At 70.2% G+C, this 16,908-nt stretch carries 17 protein-coding genes and 1 pseudogene; 7 read left to right on the forward strand and 11 right to left on the reverse strand.

All coding sequences use genetic code 11. From position 1 onward, the window contains the following. Positions 1-49: 49 nt before the first annotated feature. On the reverse strand, positions 50-967 hold the full coding sequence (locus NQU55_RS28440; RefSeq protein WP_256791439.1) for a DUF6891 domain-containing protein: 918 nt from the start codon (positions 965-967) through the stop codon (positions 50-52). A 113-nt stretch (positions 968-1,080) separates the two neighbouring features. Between NQU55_RS28440 and NQU55_RS28445 the strand changes: the two genes are divergently transcribed. Continuing rightward, complete coding sequence (locus NQU55_RS28445; RefSeq protein ID WP_240976824.1) at positions 1,081-2,061, forward strand: ankyrin repeat domain-containing protein; 981 nt, start codon at positions 1,081-1,083, stop codon at positions 2,059-2,061. Between the two features lie 111 nt (positions 2,062-2,172). Here NQU55_RS28445 and NQU55_RS28450 read toward each other — a convergent pair whose 3' ends face one another. The 4 genes from NQU55_RS28450 to NQU55_RS28465 all read right to left on the reverse strand — a co-directional run bounded on the left by NQU55_RS28450 (position 2,173) and on the right by NQU55_RS28465 (position 4,265). Continuing rightward, positions 2,173-2,448 (reverse strand): hypothetical protein, encoded by a 276-nt coding sequence (locus tag NQU55_RS28450; RefSeq protein WP_168095358.1) that lies wholly within the window; start codon positions 2,446-2,448, stop codon positions 2,173-2,175. A gap of 50 nt (positions 2,449-2,498) precedes the next feature. Further along, on the reverse strand, positions 2,499-2,897 hold the full coding sequence (locus tag NQU55_RS28455) for a PadR family transcriptional regulator (protein ID WP_168095357.1): 399 nt from the start codon (positions 2,895-2,897) through the stop codon (positions 2,499-2,501). Between the two features lie 14 nt (positions 2,898-2,911). Then, on the reverse strand, positions 2,912-3,370 hold the full coding sequence (locus tag NQU55_RS28460; RefSeq protein ID WP_256791440.1) for a hypothetical protein: 459 nt from the start codon (positions 3,368-3,370) through the stop codon (positions 2,912-2,914). 196 nt (positions 3,371-3,566) lie between these two features. Further along, the gene (locus NQU55_RS28465; RefSeq protein WP_206330218.1) at positions 3,567-4,265 is read right to left on the reverse strand and encodes an NAD(P)-dependent oxidoreductase; all 699 of its coding nucleotides are present in this window, start codon (positions 4,263-4,265) and stop codon (positions 3,567-3,569) included. A gap of 62 nt (positions 4,266-4,327) precedes the next feature. Between NQU55_RS28465 and NQU55_RS28470 the strand changes: the two genes are divergently transcribed. Next, positions 4,328-4,696 carry a winged helix-turn-helix transcriptional regulator gene (locus NQU55_RS28470; RefSeq protein ID WP_256791441.1) on the forward strand — a complete coding sequence of 123 codons (369 nt, stop codon included), beginning with the start codon at positions 4,328-4,330 and terminating at the stop codon, positions 4,694-4,696. Positions 4,697-4,771: 75 nt separating this feature from the next. Here NQU55_RS28470 and NQU55_RS28475 read toward each other — a convergent pair whose 3' ends face one another. Further along, positions 4,772-6,004 carry an FAD-dependent oxidoreductase gene (locus tag NQU55_RS28475; RefSeq protein ID WP_256791442.1) on the reverse strand — a complete coding sequence of 411 codons (1,233 nt, stop codon included), beginning with the start codon at positions 6,002-6,004 and terminating at the stop codon, positions 4,772-4,774. Between the two features lie 376 nt (positions 6,005-6,380). Here NQU55_RS28475 and NQU55_RS28480 point away from each other — a divergent pair, with 376 nt between their 5' ends. Next, positions 6,381-6,956 carry a hypothetical protein gene (locus NQU55_RS28480; RefSeq protein ID WP_168096956.1) on the forward strand — a complete coding sequence of 192 codons (576 nt, stop codon included), beginning with the start codon at positions 6,381-6,383 and terminating at the stop codon, positions 6,954-6,956. A gap of 196 nt (positions 6,957-7,152) precedes the next feature. On the opposite strand, the gene NQU55_RS28485 is transcribed toward NQU55_RS28480, so the two are convergent. From NQU55_RS28485 to NQU55_RS28495, 3 genes are all read right to left on the reverse strand, one after another. Beyond that, complete coding sequence (locus NQU55_RS28485; RefSeq protein ID WP_087924617.1) at positions 7,153-7,737, reverse strand: TerD family protein; 585 nt, start codon at positions 7,735-7,737, stop codon at positions 7,153-7,155. 144 nt (positions 7,738-7,881) lie between these two features. Continuing rightward, positions 7,882-8,313 (reverse strand): GNAT family N-acetyltransferase, encoded by a 432-nt coding sequence (locus tag NQU55_RS28490; protein ID WP_256791446.1) that lies wholly within the window; start codon positions 8,311-8,313, stop codon positions 7,882-7,884. A gap of 376 nt (positions 8,314-8,689) precedes the next feature. Then, complete coding sequence (locus tag NQU55_RS28495) at positions 8,690-9,118, reverse strand: DUF8189 domain-containing protein (RefSeq protein WP_256791447.1); 429 nt, start codon at positions 9,116-9,118, stop codon at positions 8,690-8,692. 396 nt (positions 9,119-9,514) lie between these two features. On the opposite strand from NQU55_RS28495, the pseudogene NQU55_RS36945 reads away from it, so the two are divergent. The 4 genes and pseudogenes from NQU55_RS36945 to NQU55_RS28510 all read left to right on the forward strand — a co-directional run. Beyond that, positions 9,515-10,102, forward strand: a pseudogene (locus tag NQU55_RS36945) (AfsR/SARP family transcriptional regulator); the annotation flags it as partial. Between the two features lie 355 nt (positions 10,103-10,457). Continuing rightward, the gene (locus NQU55_RS36950) at positions 10,458-12,245 is read left to right on the forward strand and encodes an AAA family ATPase (protein WP_308402279.1); all 1,788 of its coding nucleotides are present in this window, start codon (positions 10,458-10,460) and stop codon (positions 12,243-12,245) included. Positions 12,246-12,395: 150 nt separating this feature from the next. Continuing rightward, complete coding sequence (locus NQU55_RS28505) at positions 12,396-13,682, forward strand: serine hydrolase domain-containing protein (RefSeq protein ID WP_168095381.1); 1,287 nt, start codon at positions 12,396-12,398, stop codon at positions 13,680-13,682. 213 nt (positions 13,683-13,895) lie between these two features. After that, on the forward strand, positions 13,896-14,849 hold the full coding sequence (locus NQU55_RS28510) for an esterase/lipase family protein (protein ID WP_206329892.1): 954 nt from the start codon (positions 13,896-13,898) through the stop codon (positions 14,847-14,849). Between the two features lie 307 nt (positions 14,850-15,156). Here the strand turns inward: NQU55_RS28510 and NQU55_RS28515 are convergent, their stop codons facing one another. Together NQU55_RS28515 and NQU55_RS28520 are read right to left on the reverse strand one after the other, a co-directional pair. Then, the gene (locus NQU55_RS28515; protein WP_168095379.1) at positions 15,157-16,158 is read right to left on the reverse strand and encodes a type III polyketide synthase; all 1,002 of its coding nucleotides are present in this window, start codon (positions 16,156-16,158) and stop codon (positions 15,157-15,159) included. A gap of 284 nt (positions 16,159-16,442) precedes the next feature. Beyond that, positions 16,443-16,908, reverse strand: a 466-nt coding sequence (locus NQU55_RS28520; protein WP_256791448.1) for a transglycosylase SLT domain-containing protein, incomplete at its 5' end; no start/stop codon positions are given.

Consider the following 16,908-nt stretch of genomic DNA (forward strand, 5'->3'; position numbering starts at 1 on the left):
TGCTCGCGCGCGCCCGACGAAGTGGGCCTCGATCGCCCCCGGCACCCCCCTACCCCACGAGGCGCTTGCGCCAGTCCAAGGGCGTGACGGTGATGGCCTGGCCCGGGTCACCGTCCCACGCCACCGGGAGTCCGGCAGCCGTCAGCGCAGCGGAGACCTCGCGGCCGATCGCCGCCGTGGTCTCCGCGGAGTCGTCGAATCCGCCGTACAGAAGCGTCAGTCCGTAGCCGGCGGCCGCCGCATCCGTGCACTGGGTGTGAAAGTAGACGAAGCCACGGGCGTCCGGCGGGCCCTCCGCGCCGATCTCCGTGTTCCCGCAGGTGCGGCAGCAGGTGAAGTGCTCGCGGGCCGTGATGCCCGCGGCCGACAGCGCCGTGAAGGCCCGCTGGAGACGCTCCGGGTCAGTTTCGCCCTGCCAGGAGGACTGCTCTTCCACTCGCTCGACCCACATGCGGTCGGCGAGCTGCCGGGCCTGCGCGGGTGAGACGGGCCGGTCGTCTCCGTCGATCAGGTAGTCCTCGGCGGTCTCGGTCAGCTCGGCCCGGGTGGTGTAGCCGCCGATCAGGATTTCGCGGAGCCGCCCCTCCAGCAGGGCGCGGTCCTCGTCGCCGAGTTCCAGCGGGGGAACGGGCGGCTGTGCGTCGAAGGCCAGGGAAACCCACTCCAGGCCGGCGCCCCAGCCGTCCTCTCGGCGAGCCCAGCCGGTCATGGCAGCGATCACGGGCTCCGGAGCGTCGAGCGTCGCCCGGAAGTGCCGGTCGGGTGCGCCGTCACGGTGTTCCAGGGTGTAGATGTCACCAGCCTCGTGCCACACCTGGATGAACACGTCGGGCAGGTCGGGAACCCGCTGGACGACGAGGAACCTGTCGCCGTCCCCGCCGATGCGGCGTACGAGCCCGTCGAGTTCCCGGTCGGTCGCCCTGAGGTGCCGCTGCCCGGTTTCCGTATCCACTGCGATCTCAAGCATGACGGCACCTTCGCACGGCCCACTGACAAGGCTGGAGGCCGGAAGTGTCAGTGCCCCCTGCGAAGGTCGTCCTGCGCGGCACATGCCGTTCGATCGCATGGGAGGGAAACACCATGGCAGTTCAGGTGCACAATGAGGAGACCGAGGGGCAGGGGCAGGGGCAGGGGCAGGGGCAGGAACGGCGATACGAGGAGACCTGCCCGTGCCGGGACAAGGAGAGGGAAGCCGTCGGCGACAGCGGGCCCCGGCCCGCGACGACGGTGTCCGCCTCACCGCCGCTCGGCGACGCGGCAATGCCCGTATTCCTGGTGGAGGAGTACGAGCCGGAGGACGGCATGCCGCCCTTGTGGGAGGTCCTCATGGATGATCAGCCCGAGTTCGTCGAAGAGCTCGTAGCTGCGGGTGAGGACCCTTGGGAGCCGGTGCTCGGGGGATGGTCGCCAGGGCGGCTCAGCCTGGCCGGACCCACGCCCGGCCTGTTCGTGGTGCCGGAGAGTGAGCCCGGGCTGAGCCCTGCTGAACGCGCGCTCGTACTCGAGGCCGAGCGACTCCGCGCCGCCCTGGCAGACTGCCGCCACCCCATCGGCCTGGGCCTGGCCTGTGTGGCCGGCATCGACGCCGAGGAAGCCATACGCCGCCTGGACGCCACTCCCCTGCAGGGCAGCAGACTGCACGCGCTGCAAGAGAACCACCTGGCTGGATGCACCATTGATCGCGACATGCGGATCGTCGGCGTCACCACCGTACCCGGCGGCTGCATCGTTACTCAGCCCTGGGGCTTCACACCGGACAGCACCGAGCTGCAGAAACAGCTATCCGCCGGCACGGCCTTCTACGGCCTGTACGCCAACGCCAAGAGCGGCAACCAGGGCAGCGTCGTCCGCGACGGCGTCGTCGAAGGAGGGGACCTCCACCCGGGCGGCGGCCCGGACCCCTACGACACCCTCACGTCCGAAGAGGTCCTGCTCGCCTACCTCTACCGCGGCCACCCCATCGCTCACGCCTGTGCATGGGTGGGGCTCCGCCCCACCGACGCACGCGCCGTCACCGGACAGCCGGACGTCTGGGTGGAATTGCCGGGGCGCGGCTACTGAACGACCCACGCGCGCCTCTCCGGCCGGCCACGGCCTCCCGATCTGCCGGGCCGCGAGCAAGCAGCGGCAGGCTCGGCCGCAACGCCGCTCGGCCACTCGGCCAGAGAATCGTCAGTCGCCGTCTGTGGTGTGCTGCCGGGTGGTGGTCAGTCCGCGGGCCGCGGTGGCCGTGAGGGCTGTCACAAGCAGTCCGACGAGTACCGACTGCGTCATCACGGCGTGCGCCACGTCGGCCGGCGCCGCCTCCCTCACCTGCGGCAGTGTGCCCAGGCGCAAGGTCAGGACGACAGCGCCCAGCAACACGAGGGCCGCGGCGGCCGTCGCCTCTCCTCGCCCGCGGGTGGCGGCCAGCCACGCTGCGGTCCCTGCGCCGAAGGCCGTGGCCACGGCCCAGACGGAATCGGCTGCTCCAGGGAACGCTACGAGGGAGGCTCCGGTCAGTACGCAGCAAGTGGCGAAAACGAGTCCTGGTGGGTCGGCAGGACGGCAGCAGGCGCAGCTGGGCGCGGTAGCGCTGTTCGAGGAGGGTGGTCACGTGACGCCTCCCGCCGGGCGGGCCGTGCCAGGCCGCAGCCGTCGCGGCCCGCGGCGATCCGATGCACCGCGGCCTGCGTACCGACGGCCATGCGCTGCGCCTCGGCGGTCAGGGCCTGCTCCCCGGCGCTGGTGAGGCGGTAGTAAGGCCGCAGGCGGCCCCCCTGCTGTACTTCCTCCCGGTCAAGCTCGATGAGCTCGTCCTTCGCCAGCCGGTCCAGCACGCCGTAGAGGGTGCCCACGCGAAGCTGGACGCTTCCTTCGGACAGCTGGGGGTGGCCGGCGGTGTCACCGCCGGCCACCCCATGGTCCCGCGTTACTCGCCTTGTTCTGCGGGGATCGGCCCCAGGTACTCCAAGGTCCAGGTCTCCTGGAACTCGGGCTTGGGCGGTACGAGTTGGATCTGAGCACCACGGTGCCCGGCACGCAGGGCGAGCCCCTTGTCCGACAGGATCTTGATTCCGCCGATGACCCGCTCGAAGGTGAACTTCTCCCACTCGGCCCGCGGAACGCTGTTGACGTAGAGCTTGTCCTCGGGAACGACGAGGCCCGCGGCGGGGTGGTACGCGAGGTGGATCACGTACGGCGACCCCACGATCTCGTGATCGGCGGCGTCGATGATCCACTCCTGCTCGATCGGGAGCGGGTTCAAGCGGTCGGTGATGACGGGGGCACCGTACTTGACGGCGTACTCGGTGGCCGTCAGCAAGCTGGTGGGACCGATGATGTGGGCGTGGATCTTGTACTTACCGGGCTTGACCGGAACGGGAGCCATGTACGGGACTTCCTCTCTCACGGAACGCGTCGAGGCAGGACCGGATGCCAACCAGCACAGGCCTCCCACCATCGCGGCGGAACCGCCCACCGCACAGGGCCGGATGTAGCCAAGCCCATTACGGCGCGGACCATTCGGTCACAGTTGCGAACACAGGGACACGGAGCCGGTGGGTGCCCGTACGCAGGGGCCTCGCTTACGCCGTCGGCTCCGCCGTCTTCGCGCGGGCAAGCCCGCGAGTGGTCGCGGCAGCCGCCGTCACTGCCAGTTGCACGCGGCTGTGGCGCGGCGTCTCCATCTCGTCCAGCACGGCGATCGCGAGATCTGCGTGCGAGATCCGGCCCGGACCGTCCAGGACCGTTCCGACCGCCGTCCGGTAGCCGCCGGTGGATTCGGCATCCGCGTTCAGGTCCAGCGGCGGCACGACCATCAGCCAGTCCAGGTCCGGGCCGGCCGTGGAGAGGAGTTCGTATTCCGCCACATGTCCCTGTGCAAAAGCCCGCCATACTTCGGGGAATTCCGGCCCGTCCATGACCCGTACGCCCGGGGCCGTCTCCAGTGTGGTCGCGATGCCCATGGTCAGCAGCCTCCGCACCCCTGCCTCCGCCAACCCCGCGATCAGTGCGTTCGCCGCCGCGGTGAAGTACTCCTCCGAACCGATGTCGAGGCGCACCGATGCGTTGAGCACCGCGCCGTGGCCTGCGGCCAGGGCCGCCACCGACCGCGGGTCGGTCACGTCGCCCTGTACGACGGCGACGCCGTCGCCGCCCAGGTCCTGGTGCTTCGCGGGGTCACGCACCACCGCTGTCACCCGGTGGCCGCGGGCCACCGCCTCCGCCACGGCCGCTCGGCCGACCCGTCCGCCTGCTCCGAAAATGATGATGTCGTTGCTCATGACGGTGACGGTAGGACGGGGGTGCCTGGTTACTGCAAAGGTACTGGGCTAGCGTCGGGCCGGTGAGCACACCATTGACCGCAGAGATGTTCGACGATCCCGATTGCTCGGACCGGGCGCAGCCGTTCCGTGTCGGCGAGAAGTGGACGGGGGTGGTGTTGCGCTGCCTTGAGGGCGGCCCGCGCCGGTTCTCCGAGCTGCGTGTCCCGCTGCACTGGATCACCCCCAAGGTGCTCACCGAGACCCTCCGCTCGATGGAGCGCAACGGCTTCCTGACCCGGACCGTCCACGACGAGAACCCGCCGCGCGTGGAGTACGAACTGACCGCGCTCGGCCGCTCGCTGCTGGGTCCGCTGGATGCCGCGTGCGACTGGGCCCGCGTGCACCTGCCCGAGGTCGTCGAGGCCAGGACCGCATACGAGACGGGCTGAGGGTAGGCAGCCGCTACCGGCGTTCTCTTCCGGGCGAGGAGCCGGCGGACCCAGCCATGCTTTCGCGCTTGGCGGTCAGGAAGACTGGACCTCGTCGAAGAGGGCGAGGGCTTCGGAGGGGTCCGGGCTCACGAGGCGTTCCAGACCAGCCGCCGTGAAGTGCGCCCACCTGCCGGCCCGTGCCCACATCTGTTCCTCGAAGGCGCGGACGGCCTCGTCCAGATCTCCCGGGCCGGGGCCGGGGCCGGGGCCGGGAACGGCGGCGATGGACTCGGCGAGTTCGGCGCCTTCCAGCATCGCGAGGTTCGCGCCGACCCCCAACGGGGGCATCAGGTGGGCGGCGTCGCCCAGTAGCGTCACCCCGGGGACGTGGGCCCAGGTGTGGGACACGGGAAGGACGTAGAGGGGGCGGTGGACGAAAGCCGTGCCGTGGCGGATGAGGTCGAGGACGGGAGCGGCCCAGCCGTCGAACATGGCCAGCAGGCACGATCGCACGGCCTCGGCGTCGGCCAGGTCCAGGCCCGCGCGCCGGTCCGGGCCCGCATACCGGTCCGGGTTCGTGTGCCGGTCCAGGTTTGTGTGCCGGTCCAGGTTCGTGTGCCGGTCCGGGTTCGTGTGCCAGTCCAGCGGCACGCGGAACTGGGCGTATATCTTGACGTGGCCGCCGCTGTTGCGCTGGGCGACGAGCGCGCGGTTCACGCCGTACGCGGCCAAGGAACCGTCGCCGATCAGCCGGGCGAGGTCGGGGTGACGGGTGTCGACGTCGTCCAGGGAGGTCTCGACCATGGTGACGCCGGTGTACTGCGGCATCGCGGACGAGACCGCCGGGCGGACCCGCGACCAGGCGCCGTCCGCGCCGATCACGAGGTCGAACGTCTCCTGCCGCCCGTCCGCGAATCGGACCAGCACGCCATCCGGGCTCTTCGGCACCACCTCCGTCACGGCCCGCCCCCACTGAACGTCCAGAGGCCCGAGCAGCAGGTCACGGAGTTGCCCGCGGTCGATCTCGGGGTTGGCCTGGTCGTCCGGGCGAGGTTGCCAGTCGCGGAGGACGGTCCCGTCCGTGTCCAGGATGCGCATGGCCTGCCCCTCGGGGCGGGACAGGGCCTGGAACTCCGCCATCACCCCCGCCTTCTCCAGTGCCAGTTGGCCCAGCCCCTCGTGCAGGTCCAGCGTGCCGCCCGCGGGGCGGGCGTCGCGGGCGGGATCGCGTTCGAGGACGGTGACGGGGTGACCATGGCGGTGCAGGACGCGGGCGAAGGTCAGGCCGGCGGGGCCGCTGCCGATAACGGCGATACGAGGTCTCATATCGATACAACGTACGACCCCTCACCGAGCCCGCCCCACCCTGTCACCGAACTGAAACGACGGCATGAGCCGGCGAAGGATCCGGGCGCCGCCCCGACCGGCCGATACCGCGCGAGCCCGCTCATCCGCGGCGGAACGGGCCGGTCGGCGGGCCCGGGGCCGTCGACGTCACGCGGGCTTCCCTACCGGTGAGATGTGCGACCGGTGTCGTCGCGAAGGAGGAGCACTGTTCCACCGTGCGGCGGAGGGGAAGCCGTCCGGGAGATGACGCGCTTGAGGTGCGAGAGGCGGCAGCCTGGAGGTGAGCGGCCGGGAGGCCTCGCCGGACGCGGGCCCCACGGACCCGGCCGCTCGCCCTTACCCATCAGGAGGATCAATGCCCCGGATACGCCGTCGCTCCCTCGCCACCGTTGCCGTCTCCCTGGGAGTGTGCGCTGCCGTCGTAGCCGGTGTCGCGACGACCAGCGGGACGGCCGCAGCGCAGACCAAGGACGAGCCCTCCGTCGTCGGCTCGGCCAAGCTGCAGCGGAAGCCCGGTGACGACGTCCACTTCGCCATCGACGCGCACGGCTTCGCGGACAAGGCCCGGGGCACCTTCGACGTCAGCCACCGGTTCGGCAAGGAATTCGACGTGCGGTTCAAGGGGCGCATCGATTGCCTGCTGACGGGCGGACCGGTCGCCGTGGCGACCGGAGTCGTCACCGAAGCCCAGGTCAAGGTCGCGCCGGGCATACCGATGCCCTCTGCTGCAGAGTTGAAGGGCAAGCGATTCGGCTTCACCGTCCTCGACGGCGGCAAGGGCGGGAAGAAGGACCGGCTCGGCTACAGCTGGGCCATGGACGGCCTCCCGGTCAACAGCGTCGGCAAGTGCGTGAGCAGCGCACCCTTCGAAACCCTGGAGAAGGGCGACTTCACCGCCCACCACTGGATGCCGCCCCGCACCGGCGCATAGGAGCCCGATGGGGGCAGGGTGCCGCACGGGGGTCGGCGCCTTCCCACCCCGGTTACCTGAGGACAGCCCTCTGAGCGGCGACGCCGAGGGGGCGGCAGCGTCGGGTTCACGGGCACGCGTCGTGAGCTGCGGCCCGGGCGCCCGGAAGGGCCCCGGGCCGCACGAAGCCCGCCCGTGTTACTTGCCGATGGCGAAATTACTTGCTGATGGCGAAGCGCATCAGGGCGTGCTCGTCGCCCTGCTTGATCTTCCCCGTCACGTTGATCACCTCAAGCTTCCAGCTGCCGCCGACGCGCACCGCCTTGGCCACGGCGCAGCCGTTGTCGCTGCTGAGCAGGCTCGGCCAGATGTCGGCGACCTGCTGGGAGCTGCCGCCGCTCGCGTCGTACACCTTGAAGCTGATGTTGCGCGCCTTCTGGAAGGAGCTGCCCTTCTTGTACGCGGCGGCGACGAAAACGATCGACGTGATGTTCTCCGGGACGCGGGCGAACTCGACCGTCACCGTCTCGTCGTCACCGTCACCGCGCCCGGTCTGGTTGTCGCCGCTGTGCACCACGGAGCCGTTACCCATCGGATCGAGGGAGTCCAGGCCCGCGAGGCGCACCGGGTCCGCGCCCTGCATCGCGATGGCTATCAGGTCGAGGTCGGTGCCGGTCTTGCGGCGGAGCACGCCCATCACGCCCCCGCTGCTTCCGCCGGTGGGGTCCCAGGACACCCCGATGGACAGGTGCGTCACGCCGTCCAGGTCGGCCGGGCCGTCTTCCTTCTTGAGCGTAATCATGGGTGGAACATCCTCTTGGTGTACGACACTGCAACACCAAGAGTGTGCCTGGCGCCTTCGACGCCCCTCACACCCGGTCCGCTAAAGTCCCTTTCGCCCCATATTGCTTTACGCGGGGGAGGCGACCGACGGCCCGCGCTTCCGTCAGTCCAGCGGCTTCATGAAGTGGAAGGCGGCGATGGCCATCCGCTCCCGCAGGTAGAAGCGGTGGGCGTCGGTGCGGTGCGTGGCCGAGTCCAGCACGAAGTGGTGGCAACCGGCTTCGCGAGCGCGCTCCTGCAGGTGAGCGAGGAGTTCGCGGCCGACGCCGGTCGAACGTGCGGTGGCGGCGGTCACCAGGTCGTCGACGTACAGCGAGCGCAGCGTGCTCGTATTGACCACGATGCGCCAGCCGGCCGCGCCGACGCACCTGCCCTCGTCGCTGTACGCGGCCGAGAAGCGCAGACCCTGGCCGTGCCCCTCCTCGTACACCTCCCGGAAGCTTTCCTCAGTGAGGTGGGGACGCAGTTCCTGGAGGACGGGGAGCAGATCGGATATGAGCCGCGGGTCGCCCGGCTCCAGCTCGATGATCTTCATACGTGGCACTCTAGGCCAGCGCCGACCGGAGAAAGGTGTGACGTTCGCCGACGTAGGCGCTGTCGACGCAACCTCGAGCACGGTATCCCTCGCTGCATGTGCCCGTAGGGTGCACGGCCACTGCCACTGCCACTGCGCCGGATCGCACGCAAACAGCCGTCATCTGGCATGCCCTGGCCACGCTCGGCGAACTGGTCCTGCTTCCGCTCGGGCTGAAGGCGCCCCTCGCCGCACTCGGCACCGAACAGGCCGCGAACGGCTCTGTGTATCTCGGCGACCTGCCCTGAACCTGACGTTCGGCCGGTTCGACAAGGACGCGGAAGGCAGGGCGGGCCGTGCGGCTTCGGCCGCACGGCGCCTGTGGTTGCGCGGGCGGTCAGCTCTGCCAGTTGGTCCAGCTGCCGCTGCTCAGGCGGTGGCGGTACCAGCGGTTGCCGTCGTCGCCGACGGCCGAGATGGTCGGAGTCCAGGTCTTGTTCCCGTCGACCCGGACGGCGCTGCGCAGCTTGCCGCCGAAGGAGGTCCACTCGCTCCAGCTGCCGCCCGCGTACTGCCAGCGGGTCCAGACCGCGAAGTCGGTGCCGATGACGAACACCTGCCGATTGCCTGCCGGATAGGTCAGCCAGGCCTCGCCGTACTCGCAAATGTAGTCGCCGCCGAGGCCCGACACGTGACAGGCGCTCGCCGCCGCCTTGGGCATCGCGGCATGTGCGGGGGCGGCCGAGGCCACGCCGCTGAAAGCGGCACCGGCCAGGACGAGGGTCGTGGCCGCGAGGGCCGATCTGCGGAGGAGCGAGATGGTCATGGGGACTCCTGATTCCGACTCGATGTCAGGGCGTGCGTCTGCCGGACATTGGCCTGCCGCTTTGCCCGTCCTGCGAAGTGGGGACGGACACTGCCGCGCACACCGCTTGGCACGGAAGAGACTCGCAGCGACCGCAAACGGCGCCCTAACGCACGGCTAACGGCGCTCCGACCGCCGGGAGCCGAATGGCCGGGAGCGTACTCATGATCCGAAATAGATCGACATATGCTCGACCGGAGGGACGTACTCCGGAGCGAAGAGCCGGAGTTGAAGAGCCAGAGCGAAAAGCCGAGTGCAGGGGGGAGCGCCCGCATGGACTTCCGCGTGCTGGGGACGGTCGCCGTGGTGACCGAGCACGGGAGGCACCTCCAGCTCGGCCCCGCCAAGCGCCGCAGCATGCTGGCCGTGCTGTTGCTGCGCCCCAATGCGGCCGCCACCATCGAGCGGCTGACCGAGGCGTTGTGGAACGACGATCCGCCCCGCCACTCCCGCACGGTGTTACAGGGCCACGTGTCCCGGCTGCGAGCGCTGCTCGCCGATCACGGGGCACCGGACCACGGCGTCGAACTCGTCACGCAAGGGCAGGCGTATGCGCTGCGGCTCCCCGAGACGCTGGTGGACGCGCACCGTTTCGAGGAACTGCTCCGGCTCTCCCGCGAACAGCGCGAACCGGCCGCGGCCGTGTCCCTGCTCCGTGAGGCACTCGCGCTGTGGGAGGGGCCCGCGCTCACCGGGACCGTACGCAGTCCGCTGCTGGAAGCGGCCGCGCACGCGCTGGACGAACTGCGCCTGGCCGCCGTGGAGGAACTGGCCTCCGCCCACGGACGCCTCGGTGAGCACGGAACGGCGGCGGCCGTCCTGCGTGCCGAAGCCGCCACGAACCCACTGAGGGAGCCGCTCATAGCGGCACTGATACTGGCTCTGGGCAAGGCCGGCCTGCAGTCGGACGCACTGGGCTGGTTTCACCGCACCCGACAGCTGCTCGCCGATCAGCTCGGCGTCGATCCCGGAGCGGTGCTCGCCGATGCGTACGCCACCATCCTGAGGTCCGGCGCTCGCCGACCTGCACCGGTTCCGGTGGCCGCCGGCTCGGCAACGGCCCCGATCACACCTGCCAGATGCGAGGGACCGAAGGACGGGATCGCGCCCTCCACGCCCCACCCGTCCGCTCCACACCTCACCATCCCTCAGACCGCCACCTCTCAGACCACCAACCCTCCGACCACCAACCCTCCGACCGCCATCCCTCACCCAGGCGCAGTCGAGCCGCAGCTCCTGCCCCGGCAAGCCCCGGGGCTTTACAGGGCGCGACGACGAACTGAAGGCCCTCGACCGGGCCGTGCACGGCGCCCCCGACGCCATCGTCGTGATCACGGGCAGCGCCGGAGTCGGCAAGACGGCGCTCGCCGTGCACTGGGCGCACCTGCAGCGCACCGAGTTCCCCGACGGCCGACTGTTCGTCGACCTCCACGGATACAGCCCCACGCCGGCCCCCGACACCACGGCTGTGCTCCGGGAGTTCCTGCTCGCCCTCGGTGTCCGAACCGATCGGATGCCGGGATCGCCCGAGGCACTGGGCGCCTGCTACCGCGAGCTGACGTCCGGACGCAGACTGCTGATCGTGCTGGACAACGCCCGCGACTCCCAGCAGGCCCGCCCCCTGCTGCCGGGCGGGGAGAACTGCGTCACCCTCGTCACCAGCCGCGACCGGCTCGACGGCCTCGTGGCATCGGACGCCGCTCGTCCCGTTGCGATCGGCGCACTCCCCGCCGCGCAGTCCGCCGAGCTGCTCGCCGCCGTCCTGAGCCCGGACCCGGTCGCGGCCGAGCCGGAGGCGGCTGTACGGCTCGCCGATCTGTGCGACGGTCTGCCCCTGGCCTTACGCGTCGCGGCCGCCCGTCTCGCCACCCGCCCCCACCGCGGCCTGGCCGCCTTCGCCGACGAACTCGCCGACGAGCAGAACAGACTGGACCTCCTGAACGCCGGGGACACCGGCGTCGCCGCCGCCCTGGGACTGAGTGTGCAGCACCTGCCCGAAGCGGCCCGGCAGATGTTCCACGGCCTCGGGCCGCACACCGGAGCCACCCTCGACGTCTGCACGGCCGCCGCACTGGCCGGCTGCCTGCCCAGCCGGGCGGCCGCCGCCCTGGACCAGCTGGCCGCCGCCCAACTGGTCATCGAGGCGAGCCCGCGCTCCTACGTGCTGCACGACCTGGTGCGGCTCTACGCCCGCAGCCTGTCCCCGGGCCACGACCCCGAGGCGCTGCTGCGGCTGCTCGACCACTGGCTGCACACGCTCCACGCGGCGTGCGCCGCCGCGGAACCCGGCAACGAACCGTGCTGCGCCCTGCCCGCCGGAGCCCGGCGACCGGTCGCGATCCGTACGTTCGCCGACCGCGAGGACGCGCTCGCCTGGTACTCCGCCGAGCGCGAGACGATGCGCGGCGCCGTCGAGGCCGCCGTCTCGGCGCGGATGCACGACCGCGCCTGGCGTCTGGTCCTCCTGCAGTGGCCCCTGATCCTGTGGCAGGTCCGCGACGGCTGGGTACCGCTGCTCGAACAGGGTCTGGCCTCCGCCGAACTCGACGACGACCCCGGCGCCCAGTCGCGGACCCGGGCACTGCTGGGCTGGGTGCTGGCCGAAGAGAACAGACCCGAAGAAGCCCTCGTACAGCTGGAGCGCGCCCCCGAACTCGCCTCTCTCGCCGGGGACACGGCCGGAGAGGCGATCGCCCGGATCAATCTCGCCGTCGCACTCATGCGCCACGGCGACAGGGAACGGCCCCGGGGCCTTCTCGTCCAAGCACTCGCCCTGGCCGAACAGGCCGGTCGCACGGACACGGCCGCCCTCGCCCATCAGCACCTCACCCAGCACCTCCTCGCCCTCGGCATCCCCGACGCGGCCGTCGACCACGCCGCCCGGGGCCTGGCCCTCGCCGCACCGCCCCTCGCGGCCCCGCGGCGCGTACTGCTGCGCACGCTGTACGGGGAGGCCCTCGCGGCGAAGGGCCGCACCCGCGAGGCCGTGCGCCAGCTCGGCGACGCCCTTCACGAGGCGCGGGCCCACGCGTACGAGGAGGGCGAGGCCGCGGCGCGCGCCGTGCTGGCGGCGCTGACGGAGTGCTAGAGGGCTGGGTGAGCGGATGGATGCCGAGCACCCCTTCGCATACGGAGGCGGCGAGGGGCACCTCCGTCGCGGTCACGCGTCGCGGTGCGAGACCAGGCGAGCGAGCCTAGGCTGACCAAGGACTTGTCCTCGTCCGCCAGGAGGCCTGACATGAGGTGCCTGCACACGCGGTGGCGCAGAACGTGCGCGGGTCTGACCGCCGCCGGGCTGCTGGCGGTACTCGGCCTTCCGGCGACCGCGCCCGACGCGATCGCCGCGGATTCCGCCTTGCCGCCTGTCTCCGCCGCCTCCTCCGCTTCCCTCGCTTCCCTCGCTTCACCATCGGACACCCACAACCGGTTCCCGAAGCTCAGCCCCGCCGTCGCCGCACGTCTGGACACGGCGATCCGGCAGGTGATGCACGAGACCTCCGTGCCCGGGGCCATCGTGGGCCTTTCGGCTCCCGGCAAGGGGAATTACGTACGGGCCTTCGGCATCGCCGACAAGGCGAACGGAACCCCCATGAGCCCCGGCCTCCACATGCGGATCGGCAGCGAGACCAAGACCTTCACCGTGACCGCCCTGCTCGAACTGGTCGACGACGGCAAGGTGAAGCTGGATGACCCGATCGGCCGGTACATCAAGGGCGTCCCCAACGGCCACCGCATCACCCTGCGCGACCTCGCCGACATGCGCAGCGGCCTGTTCAACTACTCGGAGGACCCGGGCTTCTTCGAGGCCCTCACCTCCGACCCGTACCGGCCCTTCTCTCCTCAGGAGTTGCTCGGCTACTCCTTCAAGCATCCGGTCCGGTTCCAGCCCGGTGAGAAGTTCGAGTACTCCAACACCAATCTGATCCTGCTGGGTCTCGTCGTGGAGAAGGCCGGCGGCCGTCCGCTCGACAAATTCATCCATGAGAGGGTCCTGAAGCCCGCCGGCCTGCGCAACACCCTGTTCCCGAAGGGCGCCGAGTTCCCCAGGCCCCACGCCCGCGGATACACCGACCAGACGGCCTCGGGCGCGGTCGAGGACGCCACGGACTGGAATCCGTCCTGGGCCTGGGCCGCCGGGGCGATGAGCTCCAACCTGAGGGACCTGCGGACCTGGGCGCGTGTCGTCGCCACCGGCTCCCTGCTGCGTCCCAAGACGCAGGCGGAGCGCTTGAAGACCCTTCCGACGCCCATTTCCGGCGTCGGGTACGGACTGGGAATCTTCAACGTCCAGGGCTGGATCGGTCACAACGGCTCGCTTCCCGGATACGAGTCGCTGACGATCTACCTGCCCGAGGAGAGGGCAACTCTGGTCGTCCTCCTCAATACGGACATCCTGCACGGCCGGACGGAGCCCAGCACCCTCTTCGGCCAGGCGATCACCAAGATCGTCACCCCGGACCATGTGTTCAACCTGCCCGTCCCCCAGGGGGTCCGGCCGACGTCCGGCGGCAGCCCCACGGGCTGACCGGTCGGCCCCGGCAGCAGGTGACCGACTCGGGCCGGGACCGCGCGGCCGGAGACGGGATACGGGGATCACGACCCGAACCTGCTGTTGCGCGAAGAGTCCGATTCGGTCAGCTCGCTCATACCAGTGTCTAACCGATCACCCGTATTAGATACTGCCGCTATCGAATCGACGGAGATGCTTCTCTAAGGGGGACTCGTGAGGCGAGCCGTCTTGCACATACCCAGATACGTCAGCGCCGTCTGTACCGCCGCCGCGGCGACGGTCTTGGCCACCTCCACCTCCGCGGCAGCGGAGACCGGCCCCGAGCAGGGCAATTTCCTTCCCGCCATGGTCCATTCCATCCTCCACCTCGACATCGATCCGCCGGGTGCCAACGACTGGAACTGCCGTCCCGGCGCCGCCCACCCGCGTCCGGTCGTCCTGGTCCACGGCACCTATGAGAACCGATACAACAACTGGGCCCGGACGTCCCCCGAGTTGAAGGCCCAGGGCTACTGCGTCTACGCCCTCGACTACGGCGACACCGACGACGCCGCAGTGGCTCTCGCTCCCACCGTCAAGGGCTACGGAGACATCAAGGAGTCCTCCAAGGAGCTGGCCGCCTTCGTGGACAAGGTGCTCGCTGCCAGCGGCTCCGCGCAGGTCGACCTGGTCGGCCATTCCCAGGGCGGAACCCTGGCCCGCTGGTATCTCAAGGCCGACGGCGGCGCGAACCCGGCCGACCCCTCGAAGAACAAGGTCAAGAAGGTCATCCAGCTCGGCGCGACCAACCACGGCACCACCATGAGTGGCATCTCGACTCTCGCCGACAAGCTCCGGATTCTGGAACCCGGGCAGATATCCGTGGGAAAGGCGGGCGTCCAGCAGTACGAGAAGTCCGACTTCATCAAGGAGCTCAACGCCGACGGCGACACCGTCCCCGGGGTCGACTACACCGTGATCGCCACAAAGTACGACGAGATCACCACCCCCTGGCGGAGCACGTTCATGACGGCGGGCCCCGGAGCAACGGTGCAGAACATCACCTTGCAGGAGGGCTGCCCGGTCGACCTCTCCGCCCATCTGAGCATGTCGTACAGTCCGCGCGCGATCGGTCTGGTCAAACGGGCCCTGGATCCCTCAGCCCCGGCAGCTCCCTGCACGCTGAGGGCGCCGGCCTTCTGATTCCGGCCCCAACGCCCCTCGGCGAAGCCTTCTCCCCCGACTGCGTCACCCTGCCCCTTCATGCTCGGCGCCGGCGAGGACCAGTACGTGCATGTCCACCCGCCGGCGCCCCCGCCACTGACCGGACAGCGCAACACAGCGGTGGACCCCGACGATGCGATCACCGGGGTCCTCCGCTGTAACCCAGCCCCTGAACACGCCGACCTGCTTGTCTAACGGCCGCTTCATAAGTGCAGCCGATATGAAGCGAAGTGTGAGATTGCGCAGCGAAATCTGGGACCTTACAGCAGTCGGCTGTCCGAAACCCCTAGGACGCGACCCAGGTGCCGGTGACGGCCACCGTGGTGACCCCGGGGCCGAAGGCGATGACCAGCCCCGCTCCCCCGTTGCGCGGCGGGGCGTCGAAGGTCTGCTCCAGGACGTCGAAGACGACGGCGCTCGCGGTGTTGCCGCGCAGGGCCAGGGAGTTCTCGCTGAGCCTGAACATGGCCGGCGGTATGCCCAGCCCCTTGCTGACCTCGTACATGATGCGCGGCCCGCCCGTGTGGCTGATGAGGAAGTCCGGCTGCGGCGCGAGCACGGGCGTCTCCTCCTCGAGCCAGCGTCTGAGTCCGGGCATCGCGTCCGCGACCACGCGGGATATCCGGGGGTTGGTGTCGAAGTGGAAGCCGAGCTCGTCGACGTCGTAGGAGATGTGCCCGAGGGTGTCCGGTGCGAGATCCTCGTACGCGGCGTCGAGGCGCAGACCGGGCCGGTCGTCCCGGACGACGCAGGCGGCGGCCGCGTCGCCGAAGAGTGCGGTCGAGACGAACGAGGCGATCCTGTCGTCGCCGGGCTGGTACGACAGTGAGCACAGTTCGACCGCGACGATCAGGGTGACGGACCCGGGGCGGACGGCGGACAGCTCGCGGGCACGGGCCAGCGCGTAGGCCCCGCCGGCGCAGCCCACCTGGCCGAATGACAGCCTGCGGACGTCCCGGCGCAGGCCCAGGCGGCCCGCGATGTGCGCGTCGAGCCCCGGCAGGAGGTACCCGGTGCACGAGACCAGCACGAGGTGGTCCACCTCCCCCACGGTGGTGTCGGCGGCCGCCAGGGCGTCCTCCGCGGCGCGGGCGCCTAATGCGGTACCGGCTTCGGCGTAGCGGCGCATGCGCTCGCCGAAGGTCCGGAACCGCGTGACCTCGGCGAAGGGGTCGACGAGCGATCTGGTGCCCACCGAGGTGTTGCGCATCAGGCGCAGGGCCGTGCCGATCCTCGGATGGCTTGCGTGCAGGTCCCCCATGTGGGAGACGGCTTCGTCGAGGGTCACGGTGTGATCAGGCAGGCAGAGCACGGGACGGCATGCTGTGGACACGGCGCTCCTTGAGGAAAGCATGACAGAACGGCGAGATGATCTTCAGACATCTCTGCGGCTCATGTCGAGGCCCGGGGCCCGGGGCCACGGGGCGCTCACCCCCGGGCCCCGACGCCGGCGCCCGGGGCGCATAGCCCGCCGGCGGTGGTACAGAGCGACGAAGGGCGGTGGCGCCCCGGTGCGGGGTGCCACCGCCCTTCGCGGTGTTAACGGTGCTGAATGCGACGGTCGTCAGCCGATCAGTAGGCGGAGTTGACGTTGTCCATCGAGCCGTACTTGTCGGCGGCGTAGTTGCAGGCGGCGGTGATGTTGGCGACCGGGTCGTAGATGTCCCAGGACGTGCCCTCGACGTGGTACGCCTTGAACGTCGGGTCGATCATCTGCAGCAGACCCTTCGAGGGGACGCCGTTCACAGCGTTGATGTCCCAGTCGTTGATCGCACGCGGGTTACCGGTCGACTCACGCAGCACATTGCGCTTGATGCCGTCATACGAAGCCGGAATGCCCTTCGCCCGCAGAATCTCCAGGGACTCACCGATCCAGCCCTCAAGATTGTCGGCATACGCCTTCTTCGCCGGGGCGGCCGGGGCGGCGGGCTTGGCCGGGGCAGCAGGCTTGGCAGCCGGCTTCGCGGCGGGCTTCGCCGGAGCGGCCGGCTTCGCGGCAATGGCCTTGCGCTCCATAGAACGATTAGCGGCCTGCTCA

This window comes from Streptomyces telluris (assembly GCF_024519335.1).
In the GTDB taxonomy this organism is placed as follows: Bacteria; Actinomycetota; Actinomycetes; order Streptomycetales; family Streptomycetaceae; genus Streptomyces; species Streptomyces telluris.